The organism is Lentilitoribacter sp. Alg239-R112, assembly GCF_900537175.1.
Lineage (GTDB): Bacteria > Pseudomonadota > Alphaproteobacteria > Rhizobiales > Rhizobiaceae > Lentilitoribacter.
In genome coordinates this window covers 2,222,707-2,242,633 of record NZ_LS999833.1, presented here as the reverse complement: position 1 = coordinate 2,242,633, position 19,927 = coordinate 2,222,707, and the positions used below count along the sequence as shown (strand labels likewise).

At 44.0% G+C, this 19,927-nt stretch carries 17 protein-coding genes and 1 tRNA gene; 8 read left to right on the top strand and 10 right to left on the bottom strand.

Annotated features, from left to right (window positions below; translation table 11 throughout):
- Nucleotides 1-50 precede the first annotated feature (50 nt).
- The gene (locus tag G3W54_RS11130) at nt 51-842 is read right to left on the bottom strand and encodes a creatininase family protein (RefSeq protein ID WP_256366938.1); all 792 of its coding nucleotides are present in this window, start codon (nt 840-842) and stop codon (nt 51-53) included.
- Here G3W54_RS11130 and G3W54_RS11125 point away from each other — a divergent pair.
- From G3W54_RS11125 to G3W54_RS11110, 4 genes are all read left to right on the top strand, one after another.
- Entirely contained in the window at nt 836-1,339 is a 504-nt protein-coding gene (locus tag G3W54_RS11125) for a MarR family transcriptional regulator (protein WP_162653115.1), read from the top strand. The two genes, G3W54_RS11130 and G3W54_RS11125, sit on opposite strands and share 7 nt — an antisense overlap.
- Before the next feature lie 86 nt (nt 1,340-1,425).
- Entirely contained in the window at nt 1,426-2,451 is a 1,026-nt protein-coding gene (locus G3W54_RS11120) for a LacI family DNA-binding transcriptional regulator (RefSeq protein WP_162653114.1), read from the top strand.
- Nucleotides 2,452-2,485: 34 nt separating this feature from the next.
- Nucleotides 2,486-3,451, top strand: coding sequence for a 2-hydroxyacid dehydrogenase (locus G3W54_RS11115; RefSeq protein WP_162653113.1), 966 nt, complete (start codon nt 2,486-2,488; stop codon nt 3,449-3,451).
- 117 nt (nt 3,452-3,568) lie between these two features.
- The gene (locus G3W54_RS11110) at nt 3,569-3,802 is read left to right on the top strand and encodes an aa3-type cytochrome c oxidase subunit IV (protein WP_162653112.1); all 234 of its coding nucleotides are present in this window, start codon (nt 3,569-3,571) and stop codon (nt 3,800-3,802) included.
- Nucleotides 3,803-3,899: 97 nt separating this feature from the next.
- On the opposite strand, the gene G3W54_RS11105 is transcribed toward G3W54_RS11110, so the two are convergent.
- From G3W54_RS11105 to G3W54_RS11085, 5 genes are all read right to left on the bottom strand, one after another.
- Nucleotides 3,900-4,769, bottom strand: coding sequence for a tetratricopeptide repeat protein (locus G3W54_RS11105; RefSeq protein ID WP_162653111.1), 870 nt, complete (start codon nt 4,767-4,769; stop codon nt 3,900-3,902).
- Nucleotides 4,770-4,888: 119 nt separating this feature from the next.
- On the bottom strand, nt 4,889-5,113 hold the full coding sequence (gene rpsU, locus G3W54_RS11100; protein ID WP_162653110.1) for a 30S ribosomal protein S21: 225 nt from the start codon (nt 5,111-5,113) through the stop codon (nt 4,889-4,891).
- Nucleotides 5,114-5,313: 200 nt separating this feature from the next.
- Nucleotides 5,314-6,960, bottom strand: a complete 1,647-nt coding sequence (locus G3W54_RS11095; protein ID WP_162653109.1) for an alpha-D-glucose phosphate-specific phosphoglucomutase — start codon at nt 6,958-6,960, stop codon at nt 5,314-5,316.
- Nucleotides 6,961-7,059: 99 nt separating this feature from the next.
- Nucleotides 7,060-7,134, bottom strand: a tRNA-Val gene (locus G3W54_RS11090).
- A 95-nt stretch (nt 7,135-7,229) separates the two neighbouring features.
- Nucleotides 7,230-7,595, bottom strand: coding sequence for a response regulator (locus tag G3W54_RS11085; protein ID WP_162653108.1), 366 nt, complete (start codon nt 7,593-7,595; stop codon nt 7,230-7,232).
- A gap of 185 nt (nt 7,596-7,780) precedes the next feature.
- Between G3W54_RS11085 and G3W54_RS11080 the strand changes: the two genes are divergently transcribed.
- A complete protein-coding gene (locus tag G3W54_RS11080; RefSeq protein WP_162653107.1) occupies nt 7,781-8,680 on the top strand; it encodes an N-formylglutamate amidohydrolase in 900 nt (299 codons plus the stop codon).
- Between the two features lie 48 nt (nt 8,681-8,728).
- Nucleotides 8,729-9,505 (top strand): histidinol-phosphatase, encoded by a 777-nt coding sequence (hisN, locus tag G3W54_RS11075; protein WP_162653106.1) that lies wholly within the window; start codon nt 8,729-8,731, stop codon nt 9,503-9,505.
- Nucleotides 9,506-9,517: 12 nt separating this feature from the next.
- Here the strand turns inward: hisN and galU are convergent, their stop codons facing one another.
- The gene (galU, locus tag G3W54_RS11070) at nt 9,518-10,393 is read right to left on the bottom strand and encodes a UTP--glucose-1-phosphate uridylyltransferase GalU (RefSeq protein WP_162653105.1); all 876 of its coding nucleotides are present in this window, start codon (nt 10,391-10,393) and stop codon (nt 9,518-9,520) included.
- A gap of 167 nt (nt 10,394-10,560) precedes the next feature.
- Between galU and G3W54_RS11065 the strand changes: the two genes are divergently transcribed.
- Nucleotides 10,561-11,814, top strand: a complete 1,254-nt coding sequence (locus G3W54_RS11065; RefSeq protein ID WP_244627876.1) for a lytic murein transglycosylase — start codon at nt 10,561-10,563, stop codon at nt 11,812-11,814.
- Between the two features lie 26 nt (nt 11,815-11,840).
- Nucleotides 11,841-13,046: a DUF459 domain-containing protein gene (locus tag G3W54_RS11060; RefSeq protein ID WP_162653104.1), complete on the top strand. Its 1,206-nt coding sequence runs from the start codon at nt 11,841-11,843 to the stop codon at nt 13,044-13,046.
- 60 nt (nt 13,047-13,106) lie between these two features.
- On the opposite strand, the gene G3W54_RS11055 is transcribed toward G3W54_RS11060, so the two are convergent.
- From G3W54_RS11055 to gltB, 3 genes are read right to left on the bottom strand one after another with little or no spacing between them, the layout of a single operon-like run.
- Nucleotides 13,107-14,561 (bottom strand): glutamate synthase subunit beta, encoded by a 1,455-nt coding sequence (locus tag G3W54_RS11055; protein ID WP_162653103.1) that lies wholly within the window; start codon nt 14,559-14,561, stop codon nt 13,107-13,109.
- Nucleotides 14,562-14,572: 11 nt separating this feature from the next.
- Nucleotides 14,573-14,899 (bottom strand): heavy metal-binding domain-containing protein, encoded by a 327-nt coding sequence (locus G3W54_RS11050; protein WP_162653102.1) that lies wholly within the window; start codon nt 14,897-14,899, stop codon nt 14,573-14,575.
- Between the two features lies 1 nt (nt 14,900).
- Complete coding sequence (gene gltB / locus G3W54_RS11045) at nt 14,901-19,556, bottom strand: glutamate synthase large subunit (protein WP_244627927.1); 4,656 nt, start codon at nt 19,554-19,556, stop codon at nt 14,901-14,903.
- Between the last annotated feature and the right edge of the window lie 371 nt (nt 19,557-19,927).

Below are 19,927 nucleotides of genomic sequence, written 5' to 3'. Positions count from 1 at the left end.
CCGCATATAAGTGTTTTTGTCTGAGGATACTATGTTTAACGAGAAGTATTTCACCGAAATTGTGCCAAGTCGAATTGCGATATGTCTGTAACTAGGTCTTTAAGGCCTGATATTGTATGTTCCAATATCAGATTGCCCTTTTCAGCCGTTGCAGAACTTGCATCTCCTACGACACCCTGATCATTTAAATCACTCATTTTCCAACCAAACGCATGCGGCCCATATGCTCGCAAGAATTTATAATTATCAATATAATCAGATTGTTTGGATGGGAAATTTTCAGTATATTTCATATTCACCAGATCGGAATTGATTGATAGCATTATAGATGTTTCAATATCACCCGCATGTATATCGATGGATTTATCCATTTTGTCTGCGAGTTCATCTGGCAATCCAAATCGGGTCCAATGGGTAACAACCACCAACATATTCCATTTCACACGAGCTTCTGTTGCAACAATGGTTAAGAGGGGGGAGTTCCCACCATGCGCGTTTAGCAGAAGTATTTTGCGGTGGCCAAGATCATATTGTTGTTTGATAATTCCAAGCCAGCGTTCGATGGCCTTCTGATAGGAGAAAGATTTAGTCTTTCCAAAATCAAGGTGCTCAATAGAATAGCCTATCTGTTCAGTTGGTAATAACTTAATTTTAAGCTTATCAACGACATCACCTAGCCTTCTGGCAAGTTCTGTTGCTATGATCGCATCGGTATCACTGGGTAGGTGCGCTCCGTGTTGTTCATATGCACCAAATGGTATGATGACAATAGTTTCGTGATCAGTGGTTTTCATCTGGATGTCGTGCCACGTTTTTATTAGATTAATCAAGTATCGTGTCACCTGGATATTTGCTAAGGGAGCAAAAGTTGGCCTCAAAGGTAAAGAAACAAGGGAAAAAGTCTAAAAAGACCGCTTTAAATCATGCATTAGTTGAGGCGGTATTTGTTTTATCTCGTCAAATGAGATCGTCGTTTTCTGCAAGATTAAAAGCTCTCGATTTATATAGTGGGCAAGAGCGGATTATTCTTCTGTTAGCTAAAGCTGATGGAAAAACGCCTAGCGATATTGCTGAGAGTTTAGGTGTATCTGCACCAACGATCGCAAAATCTATAAATAGATTATCTGCTCGAGGTTTTGTTGTCCGCAAACAAGATGTCATTGATCGGCGAAGAGCTAATGTTTATTTAACGGAGTTGGGTGTTTCACTCGTTTCCAATATTCGAAATGAGCAGAAAAAGTGGCGTAAGGAACTTTTAAAAAGCCTTTCAAAACCAGAAAAACAAGTCATGCTTGAGAACCTTCAAACCATTCTTTCGAAAACTGAAAAAAATGATTGAATACAATAGGTTTGCAAATTTCAGTTAAATAATTTAGGAACTGTTTAAAATAATTAAAATTGGGTGGCGTAACTGGGAGTGGGCACTTGGCGCAAAAGATAAAATTATCAACTATTGCAGATAAGCTTAATGTCTCGACCGCTACGGTCTCGCTTGCATTGCGGGATAGTGAGCTTGTAGCAGAGGAAACCCGAATTAGAATTAAAGATGCCGCTCGAGAGATGGGTTACATTTATAACCGCCGAGCGGCGAGTTTAAGAACATCTAAATCAGGCATTGTTGGCGTTGTTGTTCACGACATAATGAATCCGTTTTATGCGGAGATTTTAAAAGCGATTGAGAGTGAGTTAGATAGAAGCCGTCAGACGTTTATCCTTTCCAATCATTACGATTCTGTTGAAAAGCAGCGAGACTTTCTGGAGACACTTCTCCAACTTGGTGCTGATGGCGTAATTATGTCGCCAGCGATTGATACGCCACCACGTGATATTCAATTGGCCGCAGACAACGGTATGCCCGCTATTTTGATCGCCCGATCAATTCCAGAAGTTGAATTGCCTACTTTCCGTGGTGATGATGCGTATGGCATTGCACTTGCCACAAATCATTTGATTGGATTGGGGCACCGATCAATTGCGATGGTTGGTGGCGCAGATAATACATCGACAGGTCGTGATAGATATCAAGGCTATGTGGATGCACTTGAAAAAGCAGGCCTTAAAGTTGATCCGTCTTTGCGCATCCCTGGGCCAAGAACAAAACAGGAGGGGTTTGAAGCTGCTGTTACATTCTTGTCAATGTCTCAGAAACCAACAGCTGCCGTTTGCTGGAATGATCTTGTCGCAATTGGATTGATGAATGGTATTTATCGCGCTGGTCTTACACCGGGCAAGGACATTTCTGTAACTGGTTATGATGATCTGGTCGAAGCCGCCATTTCTATGCCGGCTTTGACGACTGTCTGGAATGGCCAATCTATGGTTGGGCGGCGTGCTGCACGTGCCTTGCTCGATCGTTTAAATGGTTCTGAGGAAGATGTAAGCGGCCTTCAGCTTATTAAACCGGAAATGCGGATTAGACAATCCACTGCGCCAATGGTTGAGCGGAAGTAGGCCGTAATTTATAGTAACCTAGTGGAGGGGTTTTGTGTCAAAGCGGACCATACTTATTCCGGGTAATATTCATCAACGTATTCTTGCTCGGCTAACCGATATTTTTACGGTTATTCGAATTTCAACTGCAGATATTGCGCTTTTGAATGATCAGCTGGTCAATGAAATATCAGGAATTGCATCGATGGGTGTCATTCCAAATTCTCTTATTGCACGTCTGCCAAATCTTGAAATTATAGCACACTTTGGCGTAGGGTATGATGTTATCGACGCCAATTATGCCGCGAGGCAGGGGGTAATCGTGTCGAATACACCTGATGTTTTAAGCGAAGAGGTCGCCGATACTACAGTTGGCTTACTCTTGAATACGTTGAGGGAATTACCGCAGGCTGAAAATTATCTAAGACAAGGTAGGTGGGCTAAAGAAGGTAATTACCCGCTTACGAAGCTGACCTTGCGAGGACGAAAAATTGGTATTTATGGCCTAGGTCGCATTGGTTTGGAAATTGCAAAGCGACTTGAGGCCTTTGGAGTTTGTATTGAGTATCATACTCGTTCTAAGAAAGTGGATGTTTCCTATGGATACCGTTCAAGCCTTCTAGAACTTGCTCAACAGAATGATACGCTTATTGCGATTGTTCCAAGTAATGCTGCTACGGATCATTCGGTTACGTCTGAAGTTTTATCTGCCCTAGGTCCGCAAGGTGTTTTCATCAATGTCGGGCGTGGTACGGTTATAGATGAAAATGTGCTTATCCATGCATTAGAAAACGGTGTTATCGCTGGTGCCGGGCTTGATGTATTTGAGGTCGAGCCATCAACTCCGACGCGATTGTTTGATTTTCCAAATGTGTCTTTGCTGCCTCATGTGGCGTCGGCGTCGATACACACACGAGATTTAATGGCCGACCTTGTCGTTGATAACTTAATTAATTGGTTTGATGGTAAGCCAGCGCTCACGCCTGTTATTGAGACAATCAATCTTCAGCGTTCAATTTAAATACAATGTTTTGCAGCAAATTCGATTGAATTTCCACGAAAACTCAACATGTCGCATTGCGTGTTTTGAAGTGATTGTGTATGCGAGGTGTAAATATCTGCGAAATGGAGAATGATTATGGCAAAGCAAAAGTCAGGTCCGGTCGAATTGGGCGGCGAGATGGATTACTCCGAACACGATAAAACTTATGGTGTTTTTATCACTGGCACGAAATATGGCACGCTTGCTTGCGTTGCGCTTCTGATTGGAATGGCAGTTGGGTTTTATACATCCGGTGGTTTCTTAGCTGGTCTAGCAACTTTTATTGTAAGCATGTTTGTAGGCCGGATTATTATGAATAAAATCATTTGATGATTTTGTATTTCTGAATACTAAAAGCCCGCCTACATGGCGGGTTTTTTATTACCGGTTTTTATCTAGATGTTGGATAATTATAAGCTGAATAAGCTTAGCGTTTGAAAACGCGGGCTAAACCACTTTTTGCAGGTTGATATTTCGGGTCGAGCGAAATGGCCTTCTGGTATGATCTCTTCGCTTTTTGTTTTTCACCGCGCTGCTCGTAAACAAACGCCTGATTGGACCATGATTCGGCAACGGTTTTATCCAAATTAATTGCTGTATTGAAATCTTCCAGTGCCTCATCCGTATTGCCGCGTGCAAGTTGAGAAAGTCCACGACCATTAAATGGTTCTGGAGATTTTGGCGAGATGGAAATGGCCTGAGCAAAATCTGAGATAGCTTCTAAATGTTGGCCTCTAAGTTGATGGATAAGACCTCGGTTATGGTAGGCACGAGGATCTACTGTATTAAGAGAAATTGCGCGATTGAAATCAGTTAAAGCCTCTTCATTGCGCCCTGCCTGCCTGTAAAGATTTCCCCTGCCAATATAGGCCGTATCATATTGCGAATTGATCTGAATCGCTCGATTGTAATCTGCAACAGCTTGTTGCGGTTGATTCAAATTACGATAAATCAGCGCTCTGTTTGCGTAGGCCTGATAAAAATTCGGGTTGAGGGAAATTGCCTGATTAAAATCAGCAAGAGCATCCTTAAATCTTCCAGCTTTACCAAAGGCAGAACCTCGTACATTAAATCCTTCTGGATTTCTGGGATTTGAGGCAATAACACTTGAAAGCGATGAAATGTTTTCTTCGGACGCCTGATTACGGTCAATGCGGATTACATCAGTACTTGTAACTGTAGATGTCGTTTCACACCCAGCCAACGCAAGTGCGGATAAAAGTGCGCTGCCAAAAAGTACTTTGCGAAACTTGAAGTTATTAGTTGAGCTAAGTTCGCATTGTTTAAATTCAACCATGTTTTAGCAACCCTGATTTGTGCTTGTGCTCTACATTAAGCCAAAATAAAAGCGGTGACGATTTGCATCGCCCCCGCTCAATTACATACATCTTGAAAACGACCAAAAAACGGCAGCTATTAGCGACCTGAACGTCCGCCGATCAAGCCTTCGCGCTGCGCACGTTTGCGAGCAAGTTTACGAACACGACGAACAGCTTCAGCTTTTTCACGTGCACGTTTTTGAGAAGGCTTCTCATAAAAATCACGCATTTTCATTTCGCGAAAAATACCTTCGCGTTGCATTTTCTTTTTTAGCGCTCTTAGCGCTTGATCGACATTGTTGTCACGGACAAGTACTTGCACGTTATTTCCTTAAATGTTTAGGTTATATAGCCGCTTTAAAACAGCAAATAAAATTCTGTTCGCTCAACCTACGGCATCACGATTAACGCAGCGATAACAGGTTTAAAAAGATAAGTCTAGTCTCAAACGTGTTCTGAGGTCGGAAATTGCCCTGAATTTTGTGCATATAGATAGGTTGCATCAAGAATATGTTAATATGCTTAAGTGATGACGGTGGGAGTGTCTCGACCTGTTCGTTTTGTAATTTCAGCAAGCGACTGAGCAGCAAAGATCAGGTGAGATAAGGCCTCTTGAGGGTCGAAATTTTGATTCTGCGGATCAGGTTCAAATGTTTCCATGTAAACACGCAATGTTGCGCCACTTGTGCCTGTGCCAGAAAGACGTAAAACCAATCGAGACCCACCTTCAAAGAATACCCTTATGCCTTGGTTTGCGCTTTTGCAGTGATCAATTGGATCGCTATATGAAAAATCATCTGCATTTTCTATGGTGAGCGCACCGATTGTTTTGCCGGTTATTGTACTTAGCTTTGCACGTAGGTCCGACATTAACTTATCTGCAATACTTGCATCAATGTCTTCGTAATCGTGGCGGGAATAGTAGGTGCGTCCAAAAGTATTCCAATGGTCATGGACAATGTCTTCAATGCTTTGTTGGCGGCTGGCCAAAATGTTTAACCAAAGTAGAACAGCCCATAGGCCATCCTTCTCGCGGATGTGATCAGAGCCTGTTCCAGCGCTTTCTTCGCCACAAATAGTTACTCTTCCATCGTCAAGCAAATTACCAAAAAATTTCCAACCTGTCGGTGTTTCGTGTAATTCAATGCCCAGTTTTTCCGCAACGCGGTCAGAGGCCATACTCGTCGGCATTGAACGGGCGATGCCAGCAATGCCCTCTTTATATGCAGGTGCATGGTGTGCATTTGCTGCCAACATGGCTAGCGAGTCGGATGGTGTTATATATATGCCTTTGCCGATGATGAGGTTTCGATCGCCATCACCGTCAGATGCGGCGCCAAAGTCAGGAGCATCATCGCCCATCATCAAGTCATAGAGCTTCTTGGCATGAACCAGATTTGGGTCAGGGTGATGTCCGCCAAAATCTGGCAGCGGTGTGCCGTTCATAACGGTGCCTTTGGGTGCTCCCAATCGGTTTTCAAATATTTCTAATGCATATGGTCCCGTAACGGCGCTCATAGCGTCAAATGCAAACCGGAACCCTGATCGAAACATTGCCGTGATCTTTGGAAAATCGAATAGAGTTTCCATAAGTTCAGCGTAATCGTTAACCGAATCAATGATCTCAATCTGCATAAGTCCGATCGATTTTTTCCCGATCAAGCTGAGATCGATGTCTTCGCTTTTTAGTATCTTGTATTCTTGAATGTTCTGGGACAGTTCAAAAACTTTATTTGTGATTTGTTCTGGGGCCGGGCCACCATTGCTAACATTATATTTTATTCCAAAATCTTCATTTGGTCCGCCAGGGTTATGGCTGGCAGATAATATTAGACCACCAAACGCGCCATACTTGCGAATGATGTGAGACGCCGCTGGTGTTGATAAGATACCATTTTGCCCAATAATGACCTTTCCAAACCCATTTGCTGCAGCCATTTTGATAGCAATTTGAATGACTTCCTTATTGTAGAACCGCCCATCGCCCCCAATAATAAGAGATTCTCCTTCAAAATTTTCCAACCCATCAAAAATCGCCTGAATAAAATTCTCAGTGTAGTTCTTCTGCTGGAAAACCGAGACTTTTTTGCGTAGACCAGATGTGCCTGGTTTTTGATCCGTAAATGGAGACGTTTTTACTATGGTGAAGTTTTCTTTTTCAAAAAGCATATAAACTCCCAAGTTCTATTTCTGTGCGGACAGAATATCACCCTCATATTTTCATTCTATGAAAGTTTTTTCTTCGAAAAATATAATTGAAGAAGAGGATGGTGGGCATAACAAGGATTGAACTTGTGACCTCCTCGATGTCAACGAGGCGCTCTCCCGCTGAGCTATACGCCCATCCGATGGCCGCTTACAACACATAAAGACCGCGTGCGTCAATACCAATCGCACTGATTTTTAAAATGAAGTGGTTATTGCAGCCTGGCGGTAGCTTAAGCCGCCTGAAGCATCTTCTCAACTTCATTCACAAGGTCTTTTAGATGGAATGGTTTTGATAGAACCTTTGCATCTTTAGGTGCTTGCGAATCAGGATTAAGCGCAACCGCTGCAAAGCCTGTGATAAACATAACTTTCAAATCAGGGTCGAGTTCTGTCGCTTTGCGTGCAAGTTCAATACCATCCATCTCTGGCATCACGATATCAGTTAAAAGAAGTGAAAATGGTTCTTCTCGAAGACGGTCATAGGCACTGGCTCCATTATCGTATGAACGTACTTCATACCCGGCTTTTTCCAGCGCTTTGACCAGAAAGCGGCGCATGTCATTATCATCTTCTGCTAAAAGGATTTTCGAATTCATATTTGTCCCAACTCTAAACTCAGTAAGATATTTAGCCCTAAATTAGGATATATTTATACAGATCGCCAGTAAATAAGCAGTGAATGCAATTAAATTTACACTATGGAATCATTCAATTATCTAGACAGACCCACAACAAACTGGCAACATGGTTGCCTAATAGTTAATGTTTTCGAGGGTGCGGTTTGGTAAAGCAAAAAGACTTTGCTGATTATTTTGGTGTTGAACCATATGAGGTCATTGCACCTTCTGAGCAAACGCGTCCTTTTGTATTTAATTCTCCCCATTCAGGTCGTATTTATCCCGAAGGTTTTTTGGCAAGTTCGCGACTGGATTCACTTTCGATTCGTGCTTCTGAAGACTATTATGTTGATCAGTTCTTTGACAAAGTCGCCCAATTTGGTGTTCCGTTTCTAAAGGCCAATTTTCCTAGAGCCTGGCTTGATGTTAATAGAGAGCCTTATGAATTAGATCCAAAAATGTTTGATGCTGAACTCCCATCTTATATAAATAGGAATTCTATTCGGGTCGCCGGGGGGCTGGGAACTATTCCCAAAATTGTTGCCGAGAAAAAAGACATCTATCACCACAAGTTACCTCTATGTGAAAGCCTGGATCGTATTGAGCATTTATATCGTCCTTATCACGAAACATTACGCAAATTGATTGCGCGCACCCATGCAACATTTGGATATTCTTTTTTAATAGATTGTCATTCTATGCCGTCGAATGCTGGCCAAGGGAACTCAGCTCCACGACCTGATTTTATTATTGGAGATCGATATGGAGCAAGCGCTGATAAGTGTTTGATGCAAATTGCGCTGCTTTTGCTGAATAATATGGGATATCATGCTGTAAGTAATAAACCCTATGCTGGCGGTTTTATTACCGAACATTATGGACGCCCGCGAAAAAATTTGCATGCTTTGCAGATAGAAATAAATCGGGGGCTCTATATTGATGAGCAAACATTGGAGCTTAAACCCTCTTTTGCTGGATTGCAGAGCGACTTGCAGCGGTTCTCAACCCAATTTATGCACTATGTTGAGCATGAATTTTCTAATATTCAGGCAGCGGCTGAGTAAGTTAGCCTTTAAAATTACCCCCAACTAAAGCAAAATTCGGATAGTGAGATGTTACCAAATCGTAATTTTTTTGAAAGCTTAGCAAATGCAGCTGCTGAGCAAACGCTTCCCCGTTTCAGACGTAACATAAGTATCGAGAACAAACTCACGTCAGGCTTTGATCCCGTGACTGAGGCTGATAAGTCCTGTGAGCGAGCCATTCGAGCTATCATCGAAGCTGAATTTCCAGAGCATGGGATTTTAGGGGAGGAGGAAGAGCCTACTAATTTAGATAGTGAATATGTATGGGTAATTGATCCCATAGACGGAACCAGAGCGTTTATCACCGGTTTACCTGTTTGGGGAACATTAATTGGTTTGTATCAAAATGGTCGAGCTGTTGCGGGAATGATGGATCAGCCATTTACTGGCGAACGTTACCTAGCCGACGAGGGTGGTGCGGTTTTAAAAATGCGCGATGGCGTTCATATGGATCTTAAAACAAGTCGCAACAGCGACCTTGGTAGAGCCAATATTTTTACCACCTCACCCTACTTGCATGAAGGGGTAAATGAGGTGCGTTACGATGCTTTGGAAAACGAAGTAAACTTAGCAAGATATGGCTGCGACTGTTATGCTTTTGCAATGGTGGCTCTGGGTACGGCAGACATCGCGATAGAATCGGATCTAAAGCCCTATGATATAGGCGGCCTAATTTCACTTGTTGAGCAAGCCGGTGGTGTCGTCTCAACTTGGGGAGGGGACCGCCCGGAAATGGGCGGAGATATTATTGCATCTGCAAACTCTGAACTTCACGCTAAAGCTCTAGAAATTTTGAACAGGTAACTATCGTTTGTTTTATTTAGTTAAGTCGCGAATCTCGTTGATCACATCTGGCCTAATGTCATCGCGTTCCATAGCATAAGCGATGTTGGCTAGAATGAAGCCTTTTTTTGTACCGCAATCATATGTATTACCTTGGAAACGATAGCCAAAAAAATCTTGCTTTGCAGCCAGCTTCAGCATTCCATCCGTTAATTGGATTTCATTACCTGCACCGCGTTCTTGTGTTGCTAAAATATCAAATATTTCAGGTTGAAGGATGTATCGGCCATTAATAAAAAGGTTTGATGGTTCTGAGCCACGTGCGGGTTTTTCGACCATGTCGGTGATTTCAAACCCGCCTTCAACGTCTTTACCTATGCCGACGACGCCATATTTATGTGCGTCTTCCATGGCAACTTCCTCAACAGAAATGATGTTTCCACCCGATTGGTTGTATACATCCATCATTCCTGACAGACAGCCGCGTTCATCTTGCATAACCATGTCAGGCAGCAGCAATGCGAACGGATCGTTCCCAACAATATCGCGCGCGCACCAAACAGCATGGCCTAGGCCCAAAGGTTCTTGTTGGCGCGTAAAACTTGTTGACCCGGCTTTGGGTTGAATAGAGTTCAACATTTCAAGCTCTGCGGTTTTCCCCCTGTTTCTGAGCGTGTCATTGAGCTCATATTGAATGTCGAAATAGTCTTCGATAACTCCCTTATTTCGACCTGTTACAAAGATGATATGTTCGATCCCTGCTGAGATAGCTTCATCAACAATATATTGAAGTACGGGTTTATCTACGATGTTGAGCATCTCCTTAGGAACAGCCTTTGTCCCTGGGAGAAACCTTGTTCCCAACCCAGCAACTGGAAGAACGGCTTTCTTTACTGGCTTGATACTCATTTGACTATTCCTAACTGCAAGTGATTGAAAACGACCAACTCAATCGGTTCTTAACGTGAAAAACCTAACGAAAAGGCAACACCTTGGTTTCAACGATATTCATGGTAAAAATTAGTATAATTTGATTCGCTTGTCATATGGACTTGTTACATGGATTTGGATTTTCATTGAGCGTTAAACTTACAGAGAAGATGAACATTATGCCGTTTCTTCAAAGAACCATCATCATCGGAATTACTGCTTCATCCATATTATGGAGTATGGAAGCATCCGCAGATACAAAATTTAGAGGGTGGCTTAACAGTTTTTGCACCGGTGCGGCTAAGCAGGGCGTGCAGAAATCTACGTGTAAGAGTGCCTTTGCCGGACTTAAGTCACCTGACCCTAGAGTATTAAAGCGCGCACGATTTCAACCTGAATTTCGGACTAAAGTTTGGGATTATGTTGATAGCCACGTCAATCCTTACAGTATAGGCGAGGGGCTTAAAAAAAAGAAACAGCATGCGTCAGTACTACAAGCACTGGAGGATCATTTCGGTGTCGATAAACACATAATGCTCGCCATTTGGTCTATGGAAACCAATTACGGTGCTCTTTTGGAGAAAAAAGACAAGTTGTTTAATGCTCCCCATGCTTTAGCTACATTGGCTTATGCCGATAAGAAGCGTTCAAAATATGCGCGACGACAATTAATATCTGCCCTAAAAATTATTCAAAATGGTAACATTGGCCCCAATGATATGTATGGGTCTTGGGCTGGTGCTCTCGGTCAAACTCAGTTTATTCCAACAAGTTATGATATCTTTGCTTACGATGCTGATGGGGATGGAAAAAAGGACATTTGGCGATCTGTACCGGATGCATTGGCATCTGCTGCTAATCTCTTGAAAAAGAATGGATGGCGCTCTGGTCGTACATGGGGGTATGAAGTTAAAGCTCCAAGGTCCGGTTATAAATATAACGGCCAAACTAAAACTTTATCCCAATGGAGCAAAATCGGATTTAAACGTGTTGGCGGGCGTGCATTTCCGCGTGGAGACGAGCGGGCAGAACTTAAATATCTGGCCGGCTCTGATGGACCCGCTTTTTTGATGGTTCGAAACTTCTTTGTTATTAAAAAATACAATAATGCAAATAGTTATGCGCTTTCTGTCGGCCTTCTAGCTGATAGATTATCAGGTGCAAAAAAAATGGTGCAGCGTTGGCCGCGGCCAGTCGGCGCACTTAATGTCGATGAAAAGGTTTTGTTGCAAAAAGGCTTATTCAAGTTGGGTCTCTATAAAGGTGAATTTGATGGCAATATCGGATCTGGTTCGAGGGCTGCAATTGCAAAGTTTCAAAAGAAGTTCAGACTCCCTGTTGATGAAAAACCATCGCAAAACCTTCTAAAAGCTGTTAAGAAGAGAGCTAGAATAAAGTAAGATTGTAATTCAAGGTGCAGATCAAAGTGGGACAGCTACCAAAACAGATTGTATATGTTCTGGTGTTTATGCTGGGACTTTCAGTGATAAGTGTGTCACTGGATATCCCTCAAATTGAAGTGCATGCGCAAACCAAAACCAAAAAGAAAAGCAAATCCATTTTACAATTTCTCTTTGGAAAAAAAGAGAAAAAAGTCGTGAAGAAAAAAACACGCACAAAAAAGCGACGAAAGAAAAGTGGCGGTAGTGCAAGTACTTCGACAGCGGCGCTTCAGAAATCAGAAGACGCTCAGGTCTTACTCGTCATGGGCGACTTTATGGCAAGCGGGATCGCCGATGGTTTAAAAACAGCCTATCAAAAAGTACCTGGAGTTATTGTTTCCAAAAAGACCAGTGGTTCATCTACAATCGTGAGACCTGATTACTATAACTGGCCAGTGAAATCAGTGGAATGGATCACAGAATTTAAGCCAAATACAGTGGTCTTCAATATAGGTTCAAACGATAGACAGGATATGACGGTTAATGGGTTGACTGTTGAATTTGGTAAAGATGATTGGTGGACAGAATACCGACGTCGTGTTTCTGAAATGGCTTCGACCATCCGCGCACAAAATGTAAATTTGCTTTGGGTTGGCGTGCCGTCCTTTAAATATAAGAAAATGACAGCTGACATTTTAGCATTTAATGGCATATACCGAGAAGAAGTCGAAAAGGTTGGTGGCGTTTTTGTCGATATATGGGATGGGTTTGTGGATGTCGAAGGGAATTTTATTTACACGGGATCGGATATTAATGGGCAGCAAGTACGCTTGAGAAGTTCCGACGGAATTAATCTCACAACAGCCGGTAAGCGGAAAATTGCTTTTTATGTAGAGAAGCCTGCGAAGCGATTTTTGAGTACTAGCGCAGACCCATTTTTTAACCCGTATGATGGTCTAATCGCGTCGCCATCTGCCACTTTGGAGCCGGTGCGAGACCCAAGACTGGCAACGAAGACTAAGGTCTATGCTTTCACGGACCCGGAGTTGGATGGTGGTGATATTATGCTGGGAGTTGATCAAAAGCTGCCTGATTTTAAAGAGAAATCCCCTCTCGACAAGCTTATTGAAACAGGTGTTGTCGTTTCTGCTCCGACTGGACGTGCTGATGATTTTGCATGGAAATTATCTCGCGATGAACCACTTAGATTAGGTTCTCAGTCGCAACTTAATAAACCTGCAAAAAACTAAGTAAAAAAGACGTCACTCATCGGGCGCCTTTTAGTGTTAGAATTTTCAGCATCACTCATATCAACGAGGTAGAACTGTTTCGCCCATGAGTTCCAGATCAATTGCGCGCGCTGCCTGACGACCTTCACGAATTGCCCAAACAACGAGCGATTGCCCGCGACGAACATCGCCGGCAGCCCACAATTTATCGACAGAAGTTTTATAGTTCATCTCATCAGCCGTAACCGATTTTGAACCGCGGCGGTCGGCACCAATTTCCAGCGTGTCGCCAAGTTCTGAAAGAACACTATCTTCGTATGGACCACGGAAGCCAATTGCGATAAAGGCGAGATCAGCTTGAATAATGAATTCTGTACCGGCAATCGGTTTGCGGTTCTCATCAACTTTGCAACACTTAACGCCGGTTAGAACGCCATCTTCTCCAACAAATTCCAAAGTCCCTACTTGGAATTCCCGCTCGGCACCTTCGGCCTGTGAAGAAGATGTGCGCATTTTTGTGGCCCAATAAGGCCATACAGCGAGCTTGTCTTCCATTTCAGGCGGTTGCGGGCGGATATCAAGCTGAGTAACTTTTACAGCGCCCTGACGAAATGCCGTCCCAACGCAGTCGGATGCCGTATCCCCGCCGCCAACGACAACGACATGTTTGGCTCCAGCTAATATCTCTCCGCTTTGCCAACCGTTACTTTGGATATCTTCTCCGCCAACACGTTTGTTTTGTTGCACAAGGTAAGGCATTGCATCGTGCACGCCGTCTAGTTCACCACCTGGAATACCTGACTCGCGCGGTGTTTCCGAACCGCCAGAATAAAGCACTGCATCATACTCGGCTTTTAGTTCTTCTACCGTTTTATCAACACCGATATTTGTGTTGTAGATGAAGGTAACGCCTTCGCCTTCCATCTGTTTAACACGGCGATCAATATAATGTTTTTCCATTTTAAAATCAGGGATGCCAAAGCGAAGCAGGCCGCCAGCTTTCGACTCACGCTCATAAAGATGAACGTCATGGCCAACACGACCTAATTGCTGTGCCGCTGCCATACCTGCAGGACCTGAGCCAATGATCGCAACTTTTTTACCCGTCTTTTTCTCAGCAGGTTGTGGCGCGATATAGCCAGATTCGTATGCTTTATCGGCGATCGCATGTTCAATGGTTTTGATCGTAACAGGAATATCTTCAAGATTGAGCGTACATGCTTCCTCACAGGGGGCTGGGCAAATACGTCCCGTAAAATCAGGGAAGTTATTGGTCGAATGCAAGTTCTTGATCGCCGAATCCCAATCATTGTTATAAACAAGATCATTCCAGTCTGGGATTTGGTTATTGATTGGACAACCTGTTGAATCATGACAATAAGGCACACCACAATCCATGCAGCGCGCAGCTTGATCACGCAGTGCTTCATCGCTCATTGGAATAGAAAATTCTTTAAAATGGCGAATGCGATCCGAGGCAGGTTGATACTTCGCAGTACGACGATCAATCTCCAAAAAACCTGTAACTTTACCCATTATATTATTCCTTAATCCAAAATGACGGCGGTACCTGTTGCCGAAACCATTAAGAGTGATGAATTGCTGCCAGCGGAGATGTTTTCATAATCAATATCGATGCCGACAATTGCGTTTGCGCCCACTGCTCGAGCTTGGTCTTCCAGTTCCGAAAATGCGATCTCGCGAGCTTCACGGAGTGATTTTTCGTAAGCTCCTGAGCGACCACCTACAATATCTCGAATTCCAGCGAAAATATCGCGGAAGATGTTCGTGCCCAAAATGGCTTCTCCGGTTACCACGCCCTTATAGGCAGCAATATTATGACCCTCGACGGTATTTGTTGTTGTGATGATCATCCTATTCAGCCGCCACTTTTGAGTTTTCCATTTCCTGCAAGGCACGACGGTATTCAACCGGCATGACTTTACGGAATTTTGGACGATAATCTGACCAATTGTCGAGGATCGTTTGTGCGCGGGTTGAGCCGGTATAGTGAGCGTGATTTGTAATCAGTTGATACAGACGCTCTTCATCGTGTTTGGTCATATCACCAGAGACATCAACGCGACCTTTATGGTCCAAATCACCACCATGATGATGCAGTTTCTCAAGCATGTCATCTTCTTCTGGAACGGGTTCAAGTTCAACCATTGCCATGTTGCAGCGGTTTGCAAAGTCACCTTCTTCATCCAGAACATAGGCAACACCGCCAGACATACCAGCTGCAAAGTTACGACCGGTTTGACCAATCACAACAACAAGACCGCCGGTCATATATTCACAACCGTGATCTCCCACGCCTTCAACGACGGCTATCGCACCTGAGTTACGAACGGCAAACCGCTCTCCTGCAACACCGTGGAAATAGCATTCACCTTCGACAGCACCATAAAGAACCGTGTTGCCCACAATGATTGATTGTTCAGCGACAATATTTGAATCATCAGATGGTTTAACAATGATGCGACCACCTGACAGGCCTTTGCCGACATAATCGTTGCCATCACCAGTCAGAGTAAAGGTCACGCCGCGCGCAAGGAACGCTCCAAATGATTGGCCAGCTGTGCCACTAAAATTGACTGAGATTGTGTTTGGTTTAAGACCCTTGTGACCATAACGCATGGCGACTTCACCAGATAACATTGCGCCTGTTGAACGATCAACGTTTTTGATCTCTTCGTTGATCACCACCGCTTCTTTGTTCTCTAAAGCAGGTTTGGCTTGTTCAATTAATTTACGATCAAGAATATCAACGATTGGATGTTCCTGGCGTTGGGTCCAATAAATATCTTTGGGATCCGCTTCTGGTTTGAAAAACACATTTGTGAAATCCAGACCTTCTGCTTTCCAGCGCTCAACCAGTTTGTCTTTTTCAAGCAGTTGAGATTGACCAACAAGATCATCAAATTTAGTGAAGCCCATTTCAGCCATCAGTCCACGAATTTCTTCTGCGATGAAGAAGAAATAATTAATGACGTGTTCTGGCGCACCTTTGAAACGCTTACGCAAAACCGGATCTTGTGTCGCAACACCAACAGGGCAGGTGTTGAGGTGACATTTGCGCATCATAATACAGCCAGCTGCAACCAGTGGTGCAGTAGAGAGGCCAAATTCATCAGCACCCAAAAGTGCGCCAATAATGACGTCGCGTCCTGTTTTTAAGCCACCATCAACTTGTAGTGCGATGCGCGAACGTAGACCATTGAGCACCAATGTCTGGTGTGTTTCAGCAAGGCCAAGTTCCCAAGAGGAACCTGCATGTTTTAACGATGTGAGAGGCGATGCGCCTGTGCCGCCATCAAAACCAGAAACAGTGATGTGGTCTGCACGTGCTTTAGCGACACCAGCAGCAACCGTTCCCACACCGACTTCTGACACGAGTTTAACTGAAATATCTGATGTCGGCTTAACGTTTTTCAGATCATAGATTAACTGAGCCAAATCCTCGATCGAGTAAATGTCATGGTGTGGAGGAGGAGAAATCAGTCCAACGCCTGGTGTGGAATGACGCGTTTTTGCAATTGTCGCGTCCACTTTATGGCCTGGCAATTGTCCGCCTTCACCAGGTTTTGCACCTTGTGCTACTTTAATCTGGATCATATCTGAGTTTGCCAGATATTCCGTTGTGACACCAAAGCGACCGGATGCAACCTGCTTGATTGCTGAGCGCTCAGGATTTGGAGAACCATCCGCCAGGGGTTTGTAGCGATCAGGCTCTTCGCCGCCTTCGCCTGTATTGGATTTGCCGCCCAATTTATTCATAGCAACGGCAAGTGTTGAGTGAGCTTCACGGCTGATTGAACCGAAAGACATTGCACCTGTTGAGAAGCGTTTTACGATATCTGTTGCTGGTTCCACATCATCGATAGAAACTGGCTTACGGCCACTTTCTTCGGCAGTTTTTATTTTGAACAGACCGCGAATTGCATTCATGCGCAATGATGATTCATTTATGATTTGCGCAAATTCATTGTAGCGATCTTGTGCATTACCGCGAACGGCGTGTTGAAGCGCAATAACAGCATCGGGTGACCAAGCGTGTTTTTCACCGCGCGTACGATAGCCATATTCACCGCCAACATCGAGGAAGTTGGTAAGAACGGGATCGTTGCTGAATGCTGAGTTGTGGCGCGTTACTGTTTCTGCAGCGATTTCTTTCAGGTTTACACCCTCAATCATGGTTGCTGTACCAGCAAAATAACGATCAACAAAGTCAGATGATAAGCCAACCGCGTCAAAAATTTGTGCGCCACAATATGATTGGTATGTCGAGATGCCCATTTTGGACATGACTTTCAAAATACCCTTGCCGATTGCTTTAATATAGCGCGTGACAACTTCATGCCTATCAACTTCTGGAGGGAATGCTCCCTTTTTATGCATGTCTTTCAGCGTGTCGAATGCAAGATATGGGTTGATGGCTTCTGCGCCAAAACCAGCCAAACAGCAGAAATGGTGAATTTCACGTGGTTCCCCAGTCTCAACCACGAGACCAACGGATGTGCGAAGGCCCTTGCGGATAAGGTGGTGATGCACAGCGGCCGTTGCCAGAAGAGCAGGGATCGCAATTTTATCTGGCCCGATACGCCGATCAGATAGAACAATGATATTGTAATTGCTCTTTACAGCTTCTTCCGCACGCTCGCAAAGCCGGATTAGTGCGGCATCCATGCCATCGGGACCCTCTGCGCTAGGGTAACACATGCCAAGTGTCTTGGTATCGAACCGATCATCCATATGGCCAATCGAGCGGATTTTCTCCAAGTCAGCATTGGTGAGAATTGGTTGACGCACTTCAAGGCGCTTATTTTTTGATGCACCGTCATGATCCAAAATATTCGGACGTGGACCAATGAAAGAAACGAGGCTCATTACCAGTTCTTCACGGATTGGATCAATTGGCGGATTGGTAACTTGCGCAAAATTCTGCTTAAAATATGTATAAAGCAGTTTGGATTTATCTGACATCGCGGAAATCGGCGTATCAGTTCCCATCGAACCAATAGCTTCCTGACCCGTTGTTGCCATTGGGGACATCAAGATTTTTGTGTCTTCTTGCGTATAGCCAAATGCTTGTTGACGATCCAGTAATGTCACATCTTCACGTGGGGCGCGTGGTTCAACCGGATCAAGATCTTCAAGAATCAATTGGGTATTATTCAGCCACTCCTGATAGGGGTGCGATTTTGACAGTTGAGATTTAATCTCCTCATCAGAAATAATACGGCCCTCTGCCATATCAATGAGAAGCATTTTACCAGGCTGTAAACGCCATTTTTTAACAATATTCTTTTCTTCAACGGGCAGTACACCAGCTTCTGATGCCATGATAATACGGTCATCATTGGTTACAATATAGCGGGCAGGGCGCAGACCATTGCGGTCGAGCGTTGCGCCAATCTGGCGACCATCGGTAAAGGCAACAGCGGCGGGGCCATCCCAAGGTTCCATGAGAGCTGCATGATACTCATAAAATGCTCTGCGTTCATCTGACATCAAGGCGTTGCCGGACCAAGCTTCTGGGATCAGCATCATGACCGCATGTGCCATGGAATAGCCACCCTGGATCAAGAATTCCAAGGCATTATCAAAACAAGCCGTATCAGATTGGCCTTCATATGAGATTGGCCACATTTTTTCGATATCATCGCCAAAGAGTGGTGATGAAATTGACGCTTGACGCGCTGCCATCCAGTTAACATTTCCGCGCAATGTGTTGATCTCACCATTGTGCGCCACCATGCGATATGGATGTGAAAGGCGCCAAGATGGGAATGTGTTTGTTGAAAAGCGCTGATGAACAAGTGCAACCGCAGTTTCGAAACGGGGATCAGCCAAGTCTTTATAATATGCTCCTACCTGATAGGCGAGGAACATGCCTTTATAAACAATTGTGCGAGATGAGAATGAAACAGGATAGAATTCAGTAATACTGTTTTCAATTTTGCTTAAAATGCTATTGGAAGCGTGTTTACGCAAAGTATAAATCTGACGCTCATATTCGTCGTCATCAGTAATGGAAGCATCACGATCAACAAATATTTGAATATGGATTGGCTCAGTTGCTGCAATACTCGGATCTTTTGATAAAGCGGAATTATCTACGGGCACATCGCGGATTGCGATGAGATTAAAGCCTTCAGAAGATATAGTGTCTTTGATAATATCTAAAATCTGCTCACGAAGAGCTTTGTCTTGACCCAAGAAGTAATAGCCAATGCCATATTGTCCAGCATCAGGAAGCTCTATGCCATCTTTTGCGAGTTCTTCTTTGAAGAGATTGTGTGGAATCTGCATGAGCATACCCGCACCATCACCCATCAGCGGATCAGCGCCGACAGCGCCACGATGGGTGAGGTTCTCGAGCATGAACAGGCCGTCTTTAACGATCTGGTGTGACTTCACACCCTTCATATTGGCGACAAAGCCAACACCACAGGCATCATGCTCATTGTTGGGGTTATACATTCCCTGTTTTTTGGGAAGACCAGGCGTGTAAACAGGTTTTCGCATCTGATCCGTATTGATCACGCGGTTTGACTGTACATTTTCGGATGGCGATTGTTTCGTCATCTTGGTCTCCTTTTGGCCCCCAATTGGGCGGTCATCCTTCGTTTCCGGCTCTCAGGTGGGCCAGATGAAATAATGTCGGCATTTTATAAAGTGCCACAAGATCAAATAGAGCAAGATCGTTTTGGAAACGACTATATCTGCCAAATCATCTTGTATGTGTCATTTGCTCGGCTCCGCTATCGGTCAAGATGGTGCGGTAACGAGGTTAGACTGGTATCATCACAAACGAATTATAATTTATTGTGACAATATTAGGACAGTAATACTGTCCTATTTAAGACCTCGTATGCCAGAATCTTAATTGAATATCA